General features: G+C 57.1%; 19 protein-coding genes. 12 read left to right on the forward strand and 7 right to left on the reverse strand.

Annotation, left to right across the window (positions count from 1 at the left end):
- Positions 1–33 precede the first annotated feature (33 nt).
- Entirely contained in the window at positions 34–960 is a 927-nt protein-coding gene (locus AB7E06_RS03875) for a pseudouridine synthase (RefSeq protein WP_395029894.1), read from the forward strand.
- Positions 961–1118: 158 nt separating this feature from the next.
- Here the strand turns inward: AB7E06_RS03875 and AB7E06_RS03880 are convergent, their stop codons facing one another.
- The 6 genes from AB7E06_RS03880 to AB7E06_RS03905 form a co-directional block, all read right to left on the reverse strand.
- Positions 1119–2108 carry an asparaginase gene (locus AB7E06_RS03880; RefSeq protein WP_094195302.1) on the reverse strand — a complete coding sequence of 330 codons (990 nt, stop codon included), beginning with the start codon at positions 2106–2108 and terminating at the stop codon, positions 1119–1121.
- A 64-nt stretch (positions 2109–2172) separates the two neighbouring features.
- A complete protein-coding gene (locus AB7E06_RS03885) occupies positions 2173–2856 on the reverse strand; it encodes an ABC transporter permease (protein WP_094195303.1) in 684 nt (227 codons plus the stop codon).
- Positions 2853–3566 (reverse strand): ABC transporter permease, encoded by a 714-nt coding sequence (locus tag AB7E06_RS03890; RefSeq protein WP_094195304.1) that lies wholly within the window; start codon positions 3564–3566, stop codon positions 2853–2855. The genes AB7E06_RS03885 and AB7E06_RS03890 overlap by 4 nt, the downstream gene beginning before the upstream one ends.
- Positions 3567–3584: 18 nt before the next feature.
- Positions 3585–4394, reverse strand: a complete 810-nt coding sequence (locus tag AB7E06_RS03895; RefSeq protein WP_094195305.1) for a transporter substrate-binding domain-containing protein — start codon at positions 4392–4394, stop codon at positions 3585–3587.
- Between the two features lie 89 nt (positions 4395–4483).
- Entirely contained in the window at positions 4484–5263 is a 780-nt protein-coding gene (locus AB7E06_RS03900) for an ABC transporter ATP-binding protein (RefSeq protein ID WP_094195306.1), read from the reverse strand.
- A gap of 159 nt (positions 5264–5422) precedes the next feature.
- On the reverse strand, positions 5423–6712 hold the full coding sequence (locus tag AB7E06_RS03905) for a Glu/Leu/Phe/Val dehydrogenase (RefSeq protein WP_346549178.1): 1290 nt from the start codon (positions 6710–6712) through the stop codon (positions 5423–5425).
- A 193-nt stretch (positions 6713–6905) separates the two neighbouring features.
- Here AB7E06_RS03905 and AB7E06_RS03910 point away from each other — a divergent pair, with 193 nt between their 5' ends.
- Both AB7E06_RS03910 and AB7E06_RS03915 read left to right on the forward strand, forming a co-directional pair.
- Entirely contained in the window at positions 6906–7610 is a 705-nt protein-coding gene (locus AB7E06_RS03910) for a YggS family pyridoxal phosphate-dependent enzyme (protein WP_125278032.1), read from the forward strand.
- A gap of 133 nt (positions 7611–7743) precedes the next feature.
- The gene (locus tag AB7E06_RS03915; protein ID WP_108727098.1) at positions 7744–8709 is read left to right on the forward strand and encodes a Bug family tripartite tricarboxylate transporter substrate binding protein; all 966 of its coding nucleotides are present in this window, start codon (positions 7744–7746) and stop codon (positions 8707–8709) included.
- Between the two features lie 29 nt (positions 8710–8738).
- Here the strand turns inward: AB7E06_RS03915 and AB7E06_RS03920 are convergent, their stop codons facing one another.
- Complete coding sequence (locus tag AB7E06_RS03920) at positions 8739–9425, reverse strand: Crp/Fnr family transcriptional regulator (RefSeq protein WP_094195309.1); 687 nt, start codon at positions 9423–9425, stop codon at positions 8739–8741.
- A 175-nt stretch (positions 9426–9600) separates the two neighbouring features.
- Here AB7E06_RS03920 and AB7E06_RS03925 point away from each other — a divergent pair, with 175 nt between their 5' ends.
- From AB7E06_RS03925 to AB7E06_RS03965, 9 genes are all read left to right on the forward strand, one after another.
- Positions 9601–11565 carry an AMP-dependent synthetase/ligase gene (locus tag AB7E06_RS03925; protein WP_094195310.1) on the forward strand — a complete coding sequence of 655 codons (1965 nt, stop codon included), beginning with the start codon at positions 9601–9603 and terminating at the stop codon, positions 11563–11565.
- Between the two features lie 14 nt (positions 11566–11579).
- Entirely contained in the window at positions 11580–12365 is a 786-nt protein-coding gene (locus tag AB7E06_RS03930) for an ABC transporter ATP-binding protein (RefSeq protein ID WP_009460135.1), read from the forward strand.
- Positions 12366–12376: 11 nt separating this feature from the next.
- Complete coding sequence (locus tag AB7E06_RS03935) at positions 12377–13306, forward strand: branched-chain amino acid ABC transporter permease (RefSeq protein ID WP_094195311.1); 930 nt, start codon at positions 12377–12379, stop codon at positions 13304–13306.
- Positions 13307–13318: 12 nt separating this feature from the next.
- Positions 13319–14383: a branched-chain amino acid ABC transporter permease gene (locus AB7E06_RS03940; RefSeq protein ID WP_249460862.1), complete on the forward strand. Its 1065-nt coding sequence runs from the start codon at positions 13319–13321 to the stop codon at positions 14381–14383.
- A 134-nt stretch (positions 14384–14517) separates the two neighbouring features.
- Positions 14518–15786 carry an ABC transporter substrate-binding protein gene (locus tag AB7E06_RS03945; protein WP_376914099.1) on the forward strand — a complete coding sequence of 423 codons (1269 nt, stop codon included), beginning with the start codon at positions 14518–14520 and terminating at the stop codon, positions 15784–15786.
- A 50-nt stretch (positions 15787–15836) separates the two neighbouring features.
- Positions 15837–16670, forward strand: coding sequence for an ABC transporter ATP-binding protein (locus AB7E06_RS03950; RefSeq protein WP_094195314.1), 834 nt, complete (start codon positions 15837–15839; stop codon positions 16668–16670).
- 253 nt (positions 16671–16923) lie between these two features.
- On the forward strand, positions 16924–18204 hold the full coding sequence (locus AB7E06_RS03955; RefSeq protein ID WP_121737708.1) for a phenylacetate--CoA ligase family protein: 1281 nt from the start codon (positions 16924–16926) through the stop codon (positions 18202–18204).
- 89 nt (positions 18205–18293) lie between these two features.
- Entirely contained in the window at positions 18294–19310 is a 1017-nt protein-coding gene (locus AB7E06_RS03960; RefSeq protein ID WP_042484596.1) for an amino acid ABC transporter substrate-binding protein, read from the forward strand.
- Between the two features lie 143 nt (positions 19311–19453).
- Positions 19454–19981 (forward strand): sigma-70 family RNA polymerase sigma factor, encoded by a 528-nt coding sequence (locus AB7E06_RS03965; RefSeq protein WP_376936521.1) that lies wholly within the window; start codon positions 19454–19456, stop codon positions 19979–19981.
- The last annotated feature ends 21 nt before the right edge of the window (positions 19982–20002 follow it).

Here is a 20002-nt window from a genome sequence, read left to right on the forward strand (position 1 = left end):
TTTTAGCGGGCTGTTTTCTGTTTGGCTTTTGTAATGTCACCGATCAGTTGCTCTTCACCTGTACCGTCGCGCAATGGGGTCAGCCCCAGCAAAGTGTGGTGCCCGCGTGGCCCCTGGATAATGCTGGACGCTTTTCTCCTGGAGCGTTTTCCGCATATGGACCCGGAGGTATTGCGAGAGCGCCTGGCGCGGGGCGATATCCTGGATCAAAACGGTGTGCCGCAGCAGCCGGGCTCCAGCTATCAGCCTGATCGCTGGCTGTGGTACTTCCGCATGGTGGAAAACGAAGCGACCGTGCCGTTCGAGATGCCCGTGTTGTATGCGGACGAGCATCTGATTGCGGTGGACAAGCCACATTTCCTGGCGACAACGCCGGGTGGACGCTACTTATACGAAACGGCGCTGACTCGTCTGCGGCGAGACTTTGGCGAGGATGACATCAGCCCCATCCATAGGCTGGACAGGGAGACGGCGGGAATCTTGTTGTTTTGCCGTGACCCTGCCGTTCGTGGAGCCTATCAGTCCTTGTTTCAGCAAGGCGGTATTGAGAAGGAATACGAAGCGGTCGCGCCGTTTCAGGAAAAACTGGCCGATGGACTGGTGTATCGCAGCCGTATGAAAGAGGTGCCTGGCCGCTTTGTGATGGAAGAGGTTGCCGGAGAGCCGAACAGTAGCACCGAGATCCTGTGCGAGCGTCATTGGCATACCGAGCAGGGGCTGCATTTGGCGCTGTACCGCTTGCGGCCCCATAGTGGCCGTAAACATCAGTTGCGGGTACACCTGAGCAGTCTGGGTGCGCCCATCATTAACGATGTGTTTTATCCCGTGCTGCTGGCGGAGCGCGATGCAGACGATTTCAGCCAGCCCCTGCAGTTACTGGCGCGGCATATTGCCTTTATAGACCCTTTAACGGGTGAACCAAGATGCTTTAGCAGTCAGCGGCAGTTGGAACTGGGTTGAACCCACTGGTATTGCGCTTGAGGAAGCGGTTGCCGAACAGCCCTTGCATAGTTACTGGACGGGTATCGGCCATTCGTCTTTGGCAGCCACAGCCAGCGTGCCGCCTCGGGTCGTCGCCTGGTCGGCGCGTCTAAGGGACGATGACTGAAGCCCGAGCCTTAATAGTCGCGGAAAGCCGCCGCTATCTCATCGTGCTCCAACTGAGCAGCCAGACAGAGCATTAACAAAATCCGGGCTTTTTGTGCGGGCAGATAGTGCGCCGCGATCGTGTGATGGTCCTCATCGTAGGCGCTGTCCGTCACCGGCCCTGCGTGGATGCGCGAGGCTCGCACACAAACCACGCCTAGTCTGTGCGCCCGGCTGACGCCTTCCAGTGCGCCGGGGGTCAGACTACCGTTGCCGGTTGCCGCCACTACAATGCCTTGCACACCGCTTTGTGCTGCATGGCGATACAGTTCCGCCAGGGTATCGGGGTGATCGTAAAAGACCTGAACTTTAGGCAGGTTGTGTTGGGAGCGCACATCGAACAGGCTGCTGTGCGTGTGCGGCAGCAGGGTGCGCATCATGAAACGTGGCTGACCACCGGCGACCAGCCCCAAGGGGCCCGCATCGGGTGAGCCGAAGGCGCTGGTCTGAGTGGTGTGTTGCTTGCTCAGGAAGCGGGCGCTGTGGATCTGGTCGTTCAGCAATACCAGCACACCTTGGTCTTGTGCCAGCGAAGAGCAGGCTACCTGCACGGCTTGATACAGGTTCAGCGGCCCATCTGCACTCAAGGCCGAGGCGGGGCGCATGGCGGCCACCATGACTACAGGTTTGTCGGTTTTCAGGGTCAGGTGCAGGAAAAAGGCGCTTTCTTCCAGCGTATCGGTGCCGTGGGTAATCACCGCTCCATTGATGTCCGGTCGAGCCAGCAGTTCATTGAGCTTGTGGGACAGCTCCAGCAACATCAGCGAACCCATGGCCCGGCTGTCCACGTTGAAAAGCTGATGGCATTCCAGGTCGGCCAGCTCGTTGATGCCGGGTACGGCCTGCAGCAGCGTGTGCACGCCTTGGGTGATGTCGTAATCGGTCAGGCCGGTATTGGATTGGGTTGTGGCAGCAATGGTGCCACCCGTGCCCACCAGGACCAGTTTGGGGCGTATTGGCATTGAGGTCGTGCTCCGCATCCAGTTGTTGCGCTAGAGGGGGCGCAGAGCTTGAGATAATGCCGGTTTAACGGCGAACTTTCAACCAACGCTCGATCAGGTGGACCACCGACAGCAGGGTGAAGTTAATCAGCAAGTACAACAGGCCCGCAACCACAAAGGTCTCGATGATGGCGTAGTTCTGGTTCATCAAGCGTTTGGCGTGGCCGGTCAGGTCCATGACGGCAATGGTCGAGGCCAGACTGGTGCCTTTGATGGCCAGCACGATTTCATTGCTGTACGCGGGCAGTGCCTGGCGAATCGCCAAGGGAAAAACCACGCGACGAAATCGCATCCAGGCGGACATGCCGATGGATTTGGCCGCTTCGATCTGGCCAACCGGCACGGCCTGAAAGCCGCCACGGAAAACTTCGCTGACATACGCCCCACTATTCAGACCAATGGCCAGAATCGCGCAGCGCATGCCATCGCTGAACAGCCACCACAGAGTGGGTGACTCCTTTACAAAACTCAGGGTGCCCACGCCGTAGTACAGCAGGAATAATTGCACCAGCAAGGGCGTGCCACGGAACACGGTACTGTAGCTAAAGGCGAAGCTGCGCAAAATACGGCTATGGGACTGACGCATCAGGGCCAGCGACAGGCCGATGAACAGTGACAGCACAATGCCCCACAAGCCGATATACACGCTCATGCCAAAGCCCTTGAACAGGGTTTCGACGGTGGTATTGAATAATTCCAGATCAATCATGCCTGGGCTCTCATACCTTTGCCGGTGTAACGTTCGGCCAGCAAAAACAGGGCCTGACTACAGGCACCAATCAGAAAATAAAGTACACCTGCAATCAGGTACATAGCCATGGGCTCGCGCGTATTGGCGGCACCCAGGGTAGCGGCACGCATGATCTCGACCAGGCCTACCAGGGAGATCAGGGCCGTGTCTTTCAGTGCGGTTTGCCAGACGTTATTGGCGCCGGGCAGGGCGTACCAGAACATCTGCGGCAAAATAATGCGGCGCAGACGCTGCCAGGGGGACATGCCAATGGCTTTGGCCGCCTCGATCTGGCCTTCGGGAATGGCTTGCAAGGCGCCGCGAAACACTTCCACGCTGTAAGAGCCTGCAATCAGGCCAATGGCCAAAATACCGACCAGCGCAGGGAACCAGCGCGTCACCACATCTTCCATGCGCATGAAGTCGGCCAGATCGGAGACAAACTGCACCGAGCCGAAAAACAGCAGGTAGATGATGAGCAGCTCGGGGATACTGCGAACAACCGTGGTGTACAGGCTGACGGGGCCACGCAGCCAGCGCGGCCCGTTGGTCTTGATGCTGGCTCCTGTAATCCCAATGACTACGCCAAGGGCCATGCCCAAAACGGAGATCAGCAAGGTCATTGCTGCTCCGCGAAGGAACATCCAGCCCCAGCCTTCGCGCAGCACATTAAAAATAGTCTCTAGCATCAAGTGGTACTTCTCGACTTATTTCTTGCAGATCTCGTAGTTGGCGATGTCGATGTCAAACCACTTTTCGCTGGCGGTCTTGACGGTGCCATCATCGATCAGCTTGCACAGGGCAGCGTCAACCTTGGCTTTCAGCTCTGCATTGTCTTTGTGAATACCGACGGCAATGCCATAACCCAGGGTCTCGGGGTCGGAAGAGCCTTTGATGACCAGCTTGGACAGGGCAAAGTTGTCTTCACCGACTTTATGCAGGAACTTCGATTGCGAGGTCAGGTCGGCAAAGGTGCCGTTCAAACGGCCGGCGTCCAGATCGATTTGCATCTGGTCCAGGGTCTCGTAGTTCTTGATGGTCGTCTTGGGGGCTTTCTTGGTCAGGAAAGCGCCGTGGGTGGTGCCGCCTTGAACGCCAATGGTTTTACCGGCCAGACCATCAAAAATGGTTTGTTCGTTGTCGGCGCCGACCAGTTCACTGTTCTTGGGCAGAACGAAAATGGCGTCTTCAACGGCGTAAGGAATGCTGAAGTTCACGCGCTTGGCACGCTCGGGGGTGTAGGACATGCCCGAGATGATCAGGTCAAATCGTTTGGCATCGAGCGAAGGAATCAGGCTGTCAAAGGCTTGTACGATGAACTTGCAGTCGCTGTTGAGCTCTTTGCACAGAGCCGCGCCCACGTCGGCGTCAAAGCCGGTAACCTTGCCGGCTGCATCCACCATGCTCCATGGTGGGTAACCGCCTTCCGTGCCGATTTTCAGGGTGTCTGCCATTGCAGCCTGGGAGCCCAACAGGGCCAGGCTGGCACAGATCAGGGTCTTGCTGAGGAAACTCATGGTCTGGCTCTCCTTTGTGGATAGGCTGGTCAGGGCCGTCTTGGCCCTGCTGGTTTTCCAGCCTGTGTCGTATTCACGAAGCGATGATCTTACTGCATTGGTTGTAGAAACTGCTGTAGACGCTCGGATTGTGGCCTATCGAACAGCTCTTTGGGGTGGCCACGTTCTTCAATCAGGCCGTTGTGCATGAAAATGGTCTCGGAGGACACGTCACGCGCAAAATTCATTTCGTGGGTGACCAGGATCATGGTGCGACCTTCCTGGGCCAGTTGGCGAATGACGCGCAGTACCTCACCCACCATTTCCGGATCCAGCGCGGAGGTCGGTTCGTCAAACAGCAAGACGTCCGGGTCCATGGCCAGCGCACGGGCAATGGCCACGCGTTGCTGCTGGCCGCCGGACAGTTCGGCCGGGTAGGCATCGCACTTGTTGCTCAGGCCGACCTTGCCCAGCAGTTCTCGGGCGTATTCAGCCGCTTCACGGGCCGGGCGGCCCTTGACGTGAATGGGGCCTTCGGTGACGTTTTGCAGCACCGTGCGGTGCGACCATAGATTGAAGTTCTGAAACACCATCCCCAAGCGGGCGCGGACTTGTTCCAACAGACGCGGATTGTCTGTCTGGCAAATGCCCTTGCGGTTGCGATGGCTGCGCAAAATGTCATTGCCGATCTGGACTTCGCCCTGATCGGGGACGACCAGGTGGTTAATGCAGCGCAGCAGGGTACTTTTACCCGAGCCCGAGGCGCCGATAATGGAGAGTACATCGCCCTTGTGGGCCTGCAGGGAAATGCCCTTGAGCACCTCGTTGGTGCCAAAGCGTTTGTGGATGTCGCGTACCTGGACCGCCGCGTTCAGGTCATTGTTATTCACAGCAACGTCCTTGCGGTCAAAGAGAAAGGGGGTAAGGGTTTCATACGGGTGTCATATCCTGGATGCCCCGATTCTACCGCTTTCCCCCTGATTTTTTTGCACAAGCGCTGTATTTTGCGCATAAAAAGCGGCATAAACCGAGTATGCCGCCTTATGAGCTTAGGGATACAGGCCGCGTACCTGACGAGATTCCAGAATGCGGGCGCAACCCACAATAAAGGCAGCGGTACGCAGGGTGACGTTGTGCTCTTTGGCAACGGCCGCTACCGTGGTGTAGGCCGCGCGCATCATCATTTCCAGCCGATTGTTGATCTCGTCCTCGGTCCAGAAAAAGCTGGAGAAGTCCTGAACCCACTCGAAGTAGGACACAGTCACACCGCCGGCGTTGGCCACCACGTCCGGGACAATGGTCACGCCCTTGTCGTTCAGGATGTCATCGGCTTCGGGGGTGGTGGGGCCATTGGCACCTTCGATCACAATGCGAGCGCGGATGCGGTCGGCATTGTTCTTGTTGATCTGGCCTTCCAGCGCGGCCGGGATCAGCAGATCGGTTTCGATGTGCCAGAAATCGTCATTGGAAATGGCTTCGGCGTTGGGTGCTCCGGCCAGACCTTTGTGTTGTTCCATGTGGTCCAGCAAGGCCAGCACGTCCAGACCGTTGGGGTTGTACACCGTGCCCGTGTGGTCCTGTACGGCCAGCACTTTGGCACCCGCTTCCTGGAACAGGCGGGCGGCCGTGCCACCCACGTTCCCGAAACCTTGCACAATGACGCGGGCGCCATTCAGATCGATACCAGCATCGCGGGCGGCTTCGCAGCCTACTGTGTAAACGCCACGGCCAGTGGCTTCTACCCGGCCAAGACTACCGCCCAGGGACACGGGTTTGCCGGTGACCACACCGGTGCTGGTGCCGCCCACGTTCATGGAATAGGTGTCCATCATCCAGGCCATGGTCTGGGCATTGGTGTTCACATCCGGTGCGGGAATGTCCTTGTTGGGGCCAATGATCACGCCAATCTCGCTGGTGTAGCGGCGGGTGATACGTTCCAGTTCGGCCTGGGAGTAGTGGCGTGGGTCAATACGAATACCGCCCTTGGCACCGCCAAAGGGCAGGTTCACGGCCGCTGACTTGATCGACATCCAGGCAGCCAGCGCCATTACCTCGGACAAGGTAACATCCTGGTGGTAGCGCACGCCGCCCTTGCCTGGGCCACGGGACGTATTGTGTTGAACGCGGTAGCCCTCAAAGTGGGCCACGGTGCCGTTATCCAGTTCGATGGGGACGTCGACAATCAGTGTGCGCTTGGGGCGCTTGAGTGTTTCAACCCATCGGGACAATTTGCCCAGATACGGAGTGACTCGCTCCACTTGTTCGAGATAAATACCCCATGGGCCGACGTCGTCGGCATTCAGGTATGACGGCAAAGCATGGGTGGGACGATCTGTCATGAGCTCCTCGATAAAGTTGGGGAAACGGGATACGAGTACACAGTGAAGATGCAAATTACGCCTAGATGCAGAACACGGCAAAGACGCTGTGGATTGGCTTAGCGATGGCCGTGTGCAGCAGTTATGCTATCGGAAATGGCCGCTGTTGTGTTTGCAGCGTTTGCGATGGTTTTATCTGGGTGCTGGTGCATTGATGGATTCTTCTGACTCTTCCCTTTCTGGTCGCTTGGCGCAATTGCGCCAACGTATCGAACAGGCTTGCTTGCAGGCCGGCCGCCCTGCCGGTGCGGTGGCGCTTTTACCGGTCAGCAAAACCTTTCCTGTGCCCGTGCTGGCGCAAGCTCTGGACCTGGGCTTGTTGCGAATGGGCGAGAACAAGGTTCAGGAGATTCGGGACAAGCAGGCCGAGCTGGCCGATCGCGCGGTGCAGTGGGTGATGATAGGCCATCTGCAGAGTAATAAGGCTAAAGATATTGCACGCCTGGCCAGCGAAGTCCAGTCTTTGGACCGTTTGTCGCTGGCCCAGGCCCTGGATCGGCACCTGCAAACCGAGCAGCGTAGCCTGGATGTGCTTGTTCAGGTCAAGACCTCGCCCGAACCCAGCAAGTTTGGCTTGGCCCCGGAGCAATTGCCTGCTTTCATGCAGTCCTTGCGCTCGCTCGATACCCTGAACGTCCGGGGTTTGATGACCATGGCCGTCAATAGCGAGGACCCTCAGGCGGTGCGCGCCTGTTTTGCTACGTTGCGCCAGTGGCGTGATCGTCTGGTGGAGTTGGGCCATGAACAGGTGCAAGGCCTGTCCATGGGCATGAGTGGGGATTTCGAGCTGGCGATTCAGGAAGGTTCGACCGAGGTTCGGGTTGGCTCGGCCCTGTTTGGCGCACGCAATTACCGCTGATCGATATCCGCATCGTTACTAATGCCCTGCGTAGGGCTGTCCGCGCATAATGTCTCTGCGCATCCCGAACGGGATGCTTAACATTTAAAAAAACAGTGCCCTAAGCGCTGTTTGTATGTACGAAGGAGACATCATGGATTGGAAAAAATTGGGAGCCGGTGTGTTGCTGGGCGCCAGCCTGACAGGAACGGCCCTGGCAGCGGACTGGCCCCAGTCGGCGGTAACGTGGGTAGTGCCTTATCCCGCAGGCGGTGGTTCAGATGTGATTGCTCGGTTGGTGGCCAAGCAGTTGGAAAGCAGCCTGGGTCAGACGTTGATTGTGGAAAACAAGCCGGGGGCGGCGACCATCATCGGCGCGACCTATGTGAGCAACGCCAAACCGGACGGCTATACCGTGGGTACCGCTGACTCAGGCACGCTGGCATTCAATTCCTCCTTGTACAACAAGCTGCAGTACGACCCGGCGGCTTTCACGTATGTGGGCGGACTGGCCCGTTTTCCCTTGATGCTGGCGGTACCGCAAGAATCCCCGTACAAGACGGTGGCCGATTTGCTTGAAGCGGCTCGTAAGCAGCCTGAAAAACTGACCTCCTCGTCCGCTGGCAGTGGTTCACCTCACCATCTGGCGTTGGAAATGTTCAAGCAGCGCACCGACACCCAGATCGTGCATGTGCCTTACAAGGGAGCCGCACCCGCCATTCAGGATTTGCTGGGCGGTCAGGTGGATATGTCTTTTGTCGATTCTGCAGCGGCATTGTCCAACATCAAGGCTGGCAAATTGCGGGTTCTGGCCGTGGCCACGCCCGAGCGCAGCAGCCTGTTGCCTGATGTGCCAACCATGGCCGAAGCCGGTATTGCCGACTTCTACGCCTATGCCTGGCAAGGGTTGGTGGGCCCACCCAAGATGGACGAAGGTGCCCGTCAACGCTTGAGCCAGGACTTGATGCAGGCTCTGAAAACGCCCGAGCTGGACCAGCGTATCCGCGCGATGGGTGTAGAGCCCATGCCCATGACGCCCGATGAATTCCAGGCCTACGCTCAGCGTGAACGCGCGGAATGGGCCACGGTTATCGAGCGTGCCGGTATTCGTATGGATTGACGGTCATGCGGCCAACAGTGGCCGCATAATCAGGCGGCATATTCATCGCCGTAACGTTTCAGGCCGTCCAGGTCCAGTACCTGGACGCCACCATATTTGATCAACAACAGCCCTTCGTTTTCCAGTTGACGCAGGGCTTGGTTGGCACGTTGGCGCGATACCCGCGCCAGGTAGCCGATCTCTTCCTGGGTAATGTCCAGGCGCAGACCTTTTCCGGGGTAGAGCAGCGGGTTGAACAGCTCTGCCAGACAGCGCGCCACGCGGGCATCGGGGGTAGACAGGCTGTTGTACTCGGCCTTGCCGATAAATTGCGCCACACGCTCATTGAGCTGATGCAGGAGGTAGCGGTTGAAAGCAATACTCTGGTCCAGCAAATCGTTAAAACTGTGGGCGGGCAAGCGGGCCACCTGGCTGTCGCGCAAGGCCACCACATCGTATTTGCGCTCTTCGTTTTTCAGCAAAGAGCCTTCGCCTATCCAGCCACCGGCAGGCACCCCTGTCATGGAGGCAATTTTGCCGTCGGAGTTGCCCACCGATACTTTGAGCAAACCCGAGAGCACGCCGATCCAGGCCGTGGCGCGTTCCCCCTTGCGTTCGACGATGGCTCCGGCCTCGTATGCGGTGATCAGCGTGTCGCGGCGGACACGCTCTTGCAGCTCGGGTGTCAACAAGCGAAACCAGGCGGCTCGCTCCGATAAAGCATCTACAACATGCATGAGGATTAACCCTCGATAAAGGTCGAATGTCATGTCCGTGACAATCTTCGGGACGTGCAGCCGATAACTTGATTATTAACAGGCTGCAAATAGCTTGAAGGCATCACTTCAGCCTTCTGCCGCAATCATAAGCAGCCTCCTGGACCATAACAAGCCGGGAAAATTCGGAGGAGACATGGTTGTGCGGATGGATAAAGAGCAGGTAGCGGGGTTACCCGGCACCTTCCCAGCCTGGATAGAACACCATGCCCAGGTGCGCGGCAACAAAGTTGCCATGCGCGAAAAAGACCTGGGAATCTGGCAGACCTGGACGTGGCGGGAGCTGGCCGAACAGGCCGAGCAACTGGCTGCGGGCCTGGCCGGGCTGGGAGTCAAAGACGGTCAGCACGTTGCGGTGATCGGTGAAAACCGCCCGCGTCTGTACCTGGCCATGATGGCAGCGCAAATGCTGGGCGCTGTGCCCGTGCCTTTGTATCAGGATGCGGTGGCCCAGGAAATGTTGCACGTGTTGCTGGATGCCAGCATTCGTGTGGCCGTGGTCGAGGACCAGGAGCAGGTCGACAAGCTGCTGGAAGTCTGGGACCAGTGCCCCGATCTGGATGCACTGATCTATGACGATCCACGTGGTTTGCGCAACTATCAGCAAGAACAACTGCAATACATTGAACAAGTCATGGAGCAGGGGCGCGAGCAATTGGCGCGTGATCCGGACTGTGTGCGTCGTATCTGGAAGGCCATTACGCCTGACCATGCTGCTGCCATGTTCTATACCTCCGGTACGACCGGCAAGCCCAAGGGTGTGGTGTTGACCCACGGCGCCCTGGTCGATCGTGGCCTGGCCATTCAGGAGCTGGAATCGCTGACCGATGCCGAGGAAGTGCTGGCTTATCTGCCTCCCGCCTGGATTGGGCAGAACATGTTTTCCTACACGCAGTTCCTGGTCACGGGTTTTACGGTGAATCACCCTGAATCGCCCGAGACCGTGTCCATCGACCTGCACGACATTGGTCCCACCTATTACTTTGCGCCTCCCCGCGTGTTGGAAGGCTTGCTCACGCAAGTGACCATTCGCATGGAGGATGCCGGTGCCTTAAAGCGCGCCCTGTACAAGCGTTTCATGACTTTGGCGCACCGCGTGGGTGTGCAGATTCTGGACAAGCGCCCTGGCGTGGGGATGTGGGATCGCCTGTGCTATGGCCTGGGCAATATCCTGATCTACGGCCCCTTGCGTAATGCCCTGGGCATGAGCCGCGTGCGTGTGGCTTATACCGCCGGTGAAGCCATTGGCCCCGATCTGTTCGATTTTTACCGTTCTATTGGCATCAACCTCAAGCAACTGTACGGCGCGACGGAAACCTCGGTGTTTGTCTGCGTGCAGGAAGATGGCCATGTGCGTGCCGATACGGTAGGTCCACCCGTCAAAGGTGTGGAAATCCGTGTGGCCGATAACGGTGAGATTCAGGTGCGCAGCCCTGGCTTGTTCAAGGAGTACTACCGCAATCCCGAGTCCACCGCCGAGTCTTTTACCGAAGACGGCTGGTATCACACAGGCGATGCCGGTTATCTGGACACCGATGGTCAGTTAAAGATCATCGACCGTGCCAAGGATGTGGGCAAATTGGCCGACGGCTCTTTGTTTGCACCCAAGTACATCGAGAACAAGCTCAAGTTCTTCCCCTTCGTCAAAGAAGCCGTGGCTTTTGGTGATGGCCAAAAGGAAGTGTGCGCCTTTATCAATATTGATCTGGAAGCAGTGGGCAACTGGGCCGAGCGTCGCAACCTGCCTTATGCCGGTTACACCGATCTGGCCGGCAAGCCCGAGGTCTATGCCTTGATTCGGGATTGCGTGGCGCAGGTCAATGATGATCTGGCCAACGACCCCAAACTGGCCGGCTCGCGCATCAGTGCCTTTTTGATTCTGCATAAAGAGCTGGACCCGGATGACGATGAACTGACCCGCACCCGCAAAGTACGTCGCGGTTTTATCGCGCAAAAGTACAAGGTTCTGGTCGACGCCCTGTTCAACGGTTTGGACAGGCAGTTTGTGGAGACAGAAGTGAAGTTTGAAGATGGGCGCAGCGGTCGCATTTCGGCAGACCTGCACATTGAGCGCATGACAGACGCAGCAAGGAGCGCATGATGAGTGAGGCGCAAATGCCGGGCCGTCGGATTGGCCCAGTGGTACTGGATTTAAAGAATATTTCGCTGTCCTTCGGGGGGGTGAAAGCCTTGACCGATATCTCGTTCAATATTCGTGAACACGAGATCCGCTCCATCATCGGTCCGAACGGAGCAGGCAAAAGCTCCATGTTGAACGTCATCAACGGCGTATATGCACCACAACAAGGCGAGATTGTCTTACGTGACCAGAGTTATGCCCGCATGAACTCACGTCACACCGCCGAGCAGGGCATTGCCCGTACCTTTCAGAACCTGGCTCTGTTCAAGGGCATGAGTGTGCTGGACAACATCATGACCGGCCGTAATCTGCACATGAAAAGCGGGGTGTTTGCCCAGGCTTTCCGACTGGGCGGTGCCGAGCGCGAAGAGATTCGCAACCGTGAGTACGTGGAAGGCATCATCGATTTTCTGGAGATCCAGGCCTACCGCAAAACGCCGGTAGGGCGTTTGCCTTACGGTCTGCAAAAACGGGTTGACCTGGGGCGGGCGCTGGCAATGCAGCCGAGCATTTTGCTGCTTGATGAGCCTATGGCAGGCATGAACATCGAAGAAAAGCAGGATATGTGCCGTTTTATTCTGGATGTGAATGAAGAGTACGGCACCACGATTGTTTTGATTGAACACGATATGGGCGTAGTCATGGATATTTCGGACCGCGTGGTGGTTCTGGACTATGGCAAGAAAATTGGTGACGGAGTACCGGACGAAGTACGACAAAACCCGGACGTCATCCGCGCCTATCTTGGCGCTGGCCATTGAGGGGAACGGACATGGCATTTTTTCTTGAAACTTTGCTGGGCGGGCTGATGAGCGGGATGTTGTACGCCCTGGTCGCGCTGGGCTTTGTTCTGATTTTCAAAGCATCGGGTGTTTTTAACTTCGCACAGGGCGCAATGGTGCTGGTGGCCGCACTGGCCATGGCTCGTCTCTCCCAGTGGATTCCGCAGTTGCTGGGCATGGAGCCCGGCATTCTGGGCAATGTGCTGGCTTTCATTGTCTCGGCCATATTGATGTTTGTGCTGGCCGTGGTCATTGAGCGCTGGGTGCTGCGTTATCTGGTGAACCAGGAAGGCACGACCTTGCTGATGGCCACCATCGGTATCAGCTATCTGCTCGATGGTTTGGGTCAGATCGTGTTTGGCAGTTCGGTGTACTCCATTGACGTGGGCATGCCCAAAGACCCGGCTTTCATCCTGGAGTCCGTGTTTGAAGGCGGTGTGCTGGTCAGTCTGGAGGACTTGAGTTCAGCCGTGGTTGCGGCCTTGCTGGTTGCGGCCCTGGCCATCTTCTTTCAGTACACCAGTGTGGGCCGTGCCCTGCGTGCGGTGGCAGACGATCACCAGGCGGCACAGTCCATTGGTATTCCCTTGAACCGTATCTGGGTCGTGGTCTGGACGGTGGCCGGTTTGGTGGCATTGGTCGCCGGCATTATCTGGGGTTCCAAATACGGGGTGCAGTTCACCTTGTCGACCGCTGCGTTGCGCGCCTTGCCTGTGGTGATTCTGGGTGGTCTGACCTCGGTGCCCGGTGCCATTGTGGGTGGCCTGATTATCGGTGTGGGTGAGAAGGTGTCCGAGGTTTATCTGGGCCCTTATGTAGGTGGCGGCATCGAGATCTGGTTTGCTTATGTGCTGGCCCTGGTGTTCCTGCTGTTCCGACCACAAGGTCTGTTCGGCGAGAAGATTATTGATCGCGTCTGAGGTGGAGCCGATATGATTTACCGCGAAAATGGTCAGTTCAAAAGCAGCTATCGGGCTGACCAGCAGATTTTTCCCATCCGCCAGGATCGCTATGTGATGTTGGGCCTGTTGCTGGTGGCATTTCTGTTGGTGCCAGCCATGGCATCCAACTACTTCCTGCAAGCTATTCTGATTCCCTTTTTGATTCTGTCCTTGGCAGCGATCGGCCTGAATATTCTGGTGGGCTATTGCGGACAGATTTCCATTGGTTCAGGCGCCTTTATGGCTGTGGGCGCCTATGCCGCCTGGAACTTTGGTGTCCGTATTCCTGAGTTGCCGTTGGTGTTGCAGATCTTGCTGGGCGGCGTGTTTGCCACTCTGGTGGGGGTCGCCTTTGGTATTCCCAGCTTGCGTATCCGTGGCTTGTACCTGGCGGTCACAACCCTGGCTGCGCAGTTCTTTGTGGATTGGGCGTTCCTGCGTATTGCCTTTTTCACGAACTACTCGCCCTCGGGCAACGTGTCGGTGCCCGCCTTGAGTGCATTTGGTTTGCCGGTTCAAACCCCCATGCAAAAGTACTTGTTTGTACTGATCTTTGTGGTGGTGTTTGCCTTGCTGGCCAAGAACCTGGTGCGTGGCGCGATTGGTCGTCAATGGATGGCGATTCGTGACATGGACGTGGCCGCTGAAGTGATTGGTATCCGTCCGGTCTACGCCAAGCTCACGGCCTTTGCTGTCAGCTCATTCATCATCGGTGTGGCCGGTGCCTTGTGGGCCTTTGTTCATCTGGGTTCCTGGGAGCCACTGGCTTTTGACCTGACTCGCTCTTTGCAGCTGTTGTTCATTGTCATCATCGGTGGTCTGGGCTCGATTGTGGGCAGCTTCTTTGGTGCCGCTTTCATGGTCTTGCTGCCCGTGCTTCTGACCAACGTGCCGCATTGGTTTGGTATGTCCATCGGCGTGGACACCGCCTCGCACATTGAACACATGGTGTTCGGTGCCCTGATCGTATTTTTCTTGATTGTGGAGCCGCATGGTTTGGCTCGACTCTGGAGTATTGGTAAGGAAAAGCTGCGTTTGTGGCCCTTCCCCCATTAGCAGGTAGGCAGTTTATTACAACAACAGCCCCGCCAATCGGGACGGGGTACTTAGACAAATGGTACTTATCGGAGGACCAGGAGATGACAACACGACTGAAACGCGCTGTGCTCGGTTTGAGTGCTTGCGCTGCAATGTTGACCATGAGTACAGCCGCTTTGGCAGCTGAGGAACAGTACATTCCACTGCTGACCTACCGCACCGGCTCCTTTGCCCCACTGGGGATCCCATGGGCCGATGGCAAGCTGGACTATCTGGCTTTGGTCAACGAACGTGACGGCGGTGTCAATGGCGTCAAGCTGGCATACGAGGAGTGTGAAACGGCGTATGCCACCGACCGTGGCGTAGAGTGCTACGAGCGCATGAAAGGCAAAAATGGTGGTGCTTCGGGGTTTGACACCCAGTCCACAGGCATTACTTTTGCCCTGACCGACAAGGCTATTGTGGATGGGGTCGCCATTGAAACCATGGGCTACGGTCTATCGCATTCGGCTAACGGTGCGGTGTTCGAGTGGAACTTCCCGCTGCTGGGCACGTACTGGACCGCAGCCGATGTCATGATCCAGGACATCACCAAGCAAGTGGGTGAGGACAAGCTGAAAGATCAGCGTATTGCCCTGATCTACCATGACTCGCCTTACGGTAAAGAGCCTATCGCTCTGTTACAGGCCCGTGCCAAGGAACAAGGCTTCAAGCTGGATCTGTATCCGGTGACCGCTCCTGGCGTGGAGCAGAAATCCACCTGGCTACAAGTGCGTAAAAACCGTCCTGACTTCGTGTTGCTCTGGAGCGCCGGGATCATGACGCCTACCGCTATTCGTGAGGCGCAGGCAGTGGGATACCCACGCGACAAAATCTATGGCATCTGGTGGGCCGCTTCCGAGAGCGATGTGGTCGATCTGGGCCAGACCGCCAAGGGCTACAAGGGCATCACCATTCACAACAGTGCCGAGGACGGTCCGGTGCATGATGCCGTGCGCGAGATGCACGCCAAAGGCAAAGGAGCTGAAAACGGGGACAAGTATGTCGGCACGCTGGCACACACGCGCGGCATGATGATTTCCATGATGCAGGTAGAAGCCATTCGTACTGCCCAAGAGAAGTTCGGTAAAGGGCAGCATATGACGCCCGAACAAGTGCGCTGGGGTTTCGAGAACCTGAACCTGGACGAAGCTCGTTTGAAAGAGCTGGGCTTTGAAGGCATCATGCGTCCCGTTAAAACCTCATGCAGCAACCATATGGGTGATGACTGGGCTCGTATCGTGCAGTGGGACGGCAACAAGTTTGAAGTTGTCTCCGACTGGTATGAGTCCGACAAGAAGTATGTCGATCCTTTAGTCAAGGAAATGTCGGCCAAGTACGCCGCTGAGAAGAAAATTACGCCTCGCACCTGCGAAGGCTAAACCCAGGCGCCCAGGGTTCGCCCTGGGCACTGCATTGCGTGGGGAAGATTATGAGTGAGACCGTAGGCCAAGTGGATGAGGCGCCCATCTTGTTGGACGTCAATGGCATCGAAGTGATTTACAACCACGTCATTCTGGTGCTCAAGGGCGTGTCCTTGCGTGTACCGGAAGGGCGGATTGTTGCCTTGCTGGGCGCCAACGGTGCCGGTAAAACCACGACCTTGCGGGCCGTATCGAACTTGCTGCGCGCTGAGCGCGGCGATGTGACCAAAGGCCAGATCCATCTGCGTGGCGAGCGTATTGATCAACTGACTCCGGCTGATCTGGTCAAGCGCGGCGTAGTGCAGGTGATGGAAGGGCGCCACTGTTTTGCGCACTTGAGCATTGAAGAAAATTTGCTGACCGGGGCCTATACCCGTTCCTTGTCACGTGGTGATGTAAGCGCCGAGCTGGACAAGGTGTACCAGTATTTTCCGCGTCTAAAGCAGCGCCGTACCAGTCAGGCCGGTTATACCTCGGGCGGTGAACAGCAAATGTGTGCCATTGGACGCGCCTTGATGGCCGACCCCAGCATGATCTTGCTGGACGAGCCTTCCATGGGGCTGGCACCGCAGGTGGTGGAAGAGATTTTCGAGATTGTCCGTGACCTGAATCAGCGCGAGCGTGTCAGTTTCTTGCTGGCCGAGCAAAACACCAACGTGGCCCTGAAGTATGCCGACTATGGCTACATCCTGGAAAACGGCCGCGTCATGATGGATGGACCCTCCCAGGCCTTGGCCGAGAACGAAGACGTCAAGGAGTTCTATCTGGGTGTGTCCGGGGGCGAGCGCAAGAGCTTTCGTGACAATAAATTCTATCGACGACGCAAGCGCTGGTTGGCCTAACCCTCAAGGATTTTCACAGTATCAGCAGGGCCTGGCCTGTATTGAAAGCGGCAGGATCAGTACAGGAACAGGCCATCGATCGGGATGCACACAAGGTGCCGCCCTGACCCCTTTTGACATTTTTAGTTTTGGGCAGCTCCTGGCTACACGGGGTGTAGTCGCAGAGCTTGGTATCGACACGCGTCAGTCTATGAGCAGGAAGTCGGCTGGGCGCGGGAGTGTTTGAATGCCAATTCATCCCAGTGGAGGAGAGATGAGCGAATTTTACGACGAGCGCGAAACCCAGGAACCGGACGAGCGTGAGGCTGATTTACTGTCCCGTTTGCCGCAGGTTTTGCAAGCGGCTGCAAAAGGAGCCCCTGCCATTGCCAGACAACTGGATTCGGTGGATCTGGCCGCTGTGCGCAGCCGTGAGGACCTGCTGGCTATTCCGGTGTTTCGTAAAAGCGAGCTGCTCAAAGCCCAGTTGGAAGCTCGTGAGCGGGCCCGCTCTGGCGCGCCGTCGGCTGAGTATGCGCAGTCCGTTTTCGGCGGCTTTTCCTCCATTTCCTGGGGGGCAGCTCGCAAAGTGTTTGCTTCGCCTGGCCCCATGTATGAGCCCGAAAGCCGTCGCCCGGACTATTGGGGCTTTGCGCGGGCCTTGTATGCAGCGGGTTTTCGCCGCGAAGAACTGATTTTCAACTGCTTCTCCTATCACTTCACGCCGGCCGGTTCGATGATGGAAACCGCTGCCCATGCTTTGGATTGCACCGTGTTTCCGGGGGGGGTGGGGCAAACCGAACAACAAGTGCAGGCCATGGCCGACTTGCGCCCGCATGGGTACACCGGTACCCCCAGCTTTCTGAAAATCATCATGGAAAAAGCCCAGTCCATGCAGATTGCGTTGCCGGGATTGACCAAGGCCTTGTTCTCGGGTGAAGCCTACCCGCCCTCTTTACAAAAATGGTTCAGCGAGCATGGCGTGGCAGGCTATCAAGCTTACGGCAGTGCCGATCTGGGCATGATTGCCTACGAAACTCAGGCCCGTGAAGGCTTGGTGCTTAACGAAAACCTGATTCTGGAAATTGTGCGTCCGGGCACAGGCCAGCCCGTAGAGCCTGGTGAAGTGGGCGAAGTGGTGGTGACGTCTTTTAACCCAGACTACCCGTTGGTGCGGTTCGGTACGGGGGACTTGTCCGCCGTCATGCCCGGCCAGTCCCCTTGTGGTCGGACTAATCAGCGTATACGCGGCTGGATGGGGCGTGCTGACCAGACGACCAAGGTGCGCGGCATGTTTGTGCATCCGGGACAGGTGGAACAAATTCGCTTGCGTCACAAGGAACTGGGCCAGGCTCGCTTGGTGGTGCGGGGTGCCAGTGGTCAGGACCAGATGGTGTTTCAGGTGGAGGTCACCTCCAAGCCTGAGGGACTGGAAAACGCGTTGGCCGACTCGATCCGTGAAATCACCAAACTGCGCGCACAGGTGGAGTTTGTGGAGCCAGGCGCCTTGCCTCGGGATGGTAAAGTCATCGAGGACCAACGCAGCTACGATTAATTAGCCATGTAGATATGCACACAAGTAGCAGTCGGGCTGCGGTACTATGCTGGAAAATAGTCAATACCTATATCTTTGAGGAGAGCCCGATGCGCTTTGTGCCCGTTTCTGCTGTAGTCCTGGCCTTGATGGCCAGCATGCCTGCTGCCCAGGCCGCCACCCTGGACAATGTCAAACAGCGCGGTCACGTGCTGTGTGGCGTGACCACCGGTTTTGCCGGTTTTTCTGCCCCTGATGACAAGGGCAATTGGACAGGGCTGGATATTGATGTGTGTCGCTCGGTCGCTGCCGCCACCCTGGGCGACGCCAGCAAATTCAAGGCCGTGCCTTTGAACTCGCAGCAACGTTTTACGGCGTTGCAGTCAGGTGAAATTGATCTGCTGGCCCGTAACACGACCGTGACTCAGCAGCGCGATACGGCCGTGGGTGCTATCCACGCCGGCATCAACTTCTACGACGGCCAGGGTTTTCTGGTGTCCAAGAAGCTGGGTGTTTCCAGCGCCAAGGAATTGAACGGCGCCACGGTTTGTATGCAGACGGGAACGTCCAACGAAAACACCATGGCTGACTGGGCCCGCGCCAACAAGGTTGAGTACAAGCCTGTGGTGATCGAACAGTTCAACGAAGTAGTCAACGCTTTTGTGGCTGGCCGCTGTGACGTGTTCTCTACCGATGCGTCCGGCCTGGCTTCGATTCGTATCTCCAAAATGGAGAATCCGGACGACTACCTGGTGCTGCCTGAAATCATTTCCAAAGAGCCATTGGGCCCCTTCGTCCGTCAGGGCGATGATGCCTGGCTGAACATTGTGAAATGGTCCATCCAAGCCAGCTTCAATGCTGAAGAACTGGATGTGACAGCGGCCAATGTGGACGAGAAGCTCAAGAGCAACAACCCCAACATCCAGCGTCTGTTGGGTGTGACTCCCGGTGCCGGTAAAAACCTGGGCCTGGACGAAAAATGGGCTTACAACATCATCAAGCAGGTCGGTAACTACGGCGAGTCCTTCGAGCGCAACGTGGGTAAAGGTAGCCCGCTGCAAATCGAACGCGGCCTGAATGCTTTGTGGATCGACGGTGGCTTGATCTACGGTCTGCCTATTCGTTAATCCATTCGGGGTTTGCGATATGCAAAAAGCAGCTCTCTTTGGGAGCTGCTTTTTTTATGGGTAGAGCGGATGCATGGGCTTGATCGGACTTATGCAATAATAATGGTTCTTATTAACATTCTCTGCCTTTCCCTTGGCACCCCATGCCCGCCGAGCTTGAACATCCCTCCCACGCTGCGGTTTCCGAGCTTTATCGCGACCACCACGATTGGTTGCGTGGTTGGCTGCGTGGCAAGTTAGGGGACGCGCATCAAGCAGCCGATCTTGCGCAAGACACGTTCCTGCGACTGCTTAGTGTGAACTCCAGCACCATTAGCGATGGCTCTTTGAGGGAGCCCCGCGCCTATCTGCGCACGATTGCCGGACGGCTGGTGGTGGATCATTGGCGCAGGCTGGAAATCGAGCGTGCTTACCTGGCTGTCCTGGAAAGTCGCCCGCAGGACAACTGGCCCTCCGAGGAGTCCCGTCTGGTCATTCTGGAGTCCTTGGAGCAGATTGCACAGATGCTGGGACGCTTGAAACCCTTGGTGCGAGAGGTGTTTTTACTGGCGCAAATGGAAGGCCTGAGTTGTCCGCAGATCGCGCAGCGCATAGGCAAATCCGTGTCCACCGTAGAACGTTATCTGGCGCAGGCTTTGCAGCACTGCTATCGCCTGGTTTACGGTTTGTAAGCCAGCTATCTGGACAGACGA

This window comes from Alcaligenes sp., assembly GCF_050255915.1.
Lineage (GTDB): Bacteria > Pseudomonadota > Gammaproteobacteria > Burkholderiales > Burkholderiaceae_B > Alcaligenes > Alcaligenes aquatilis.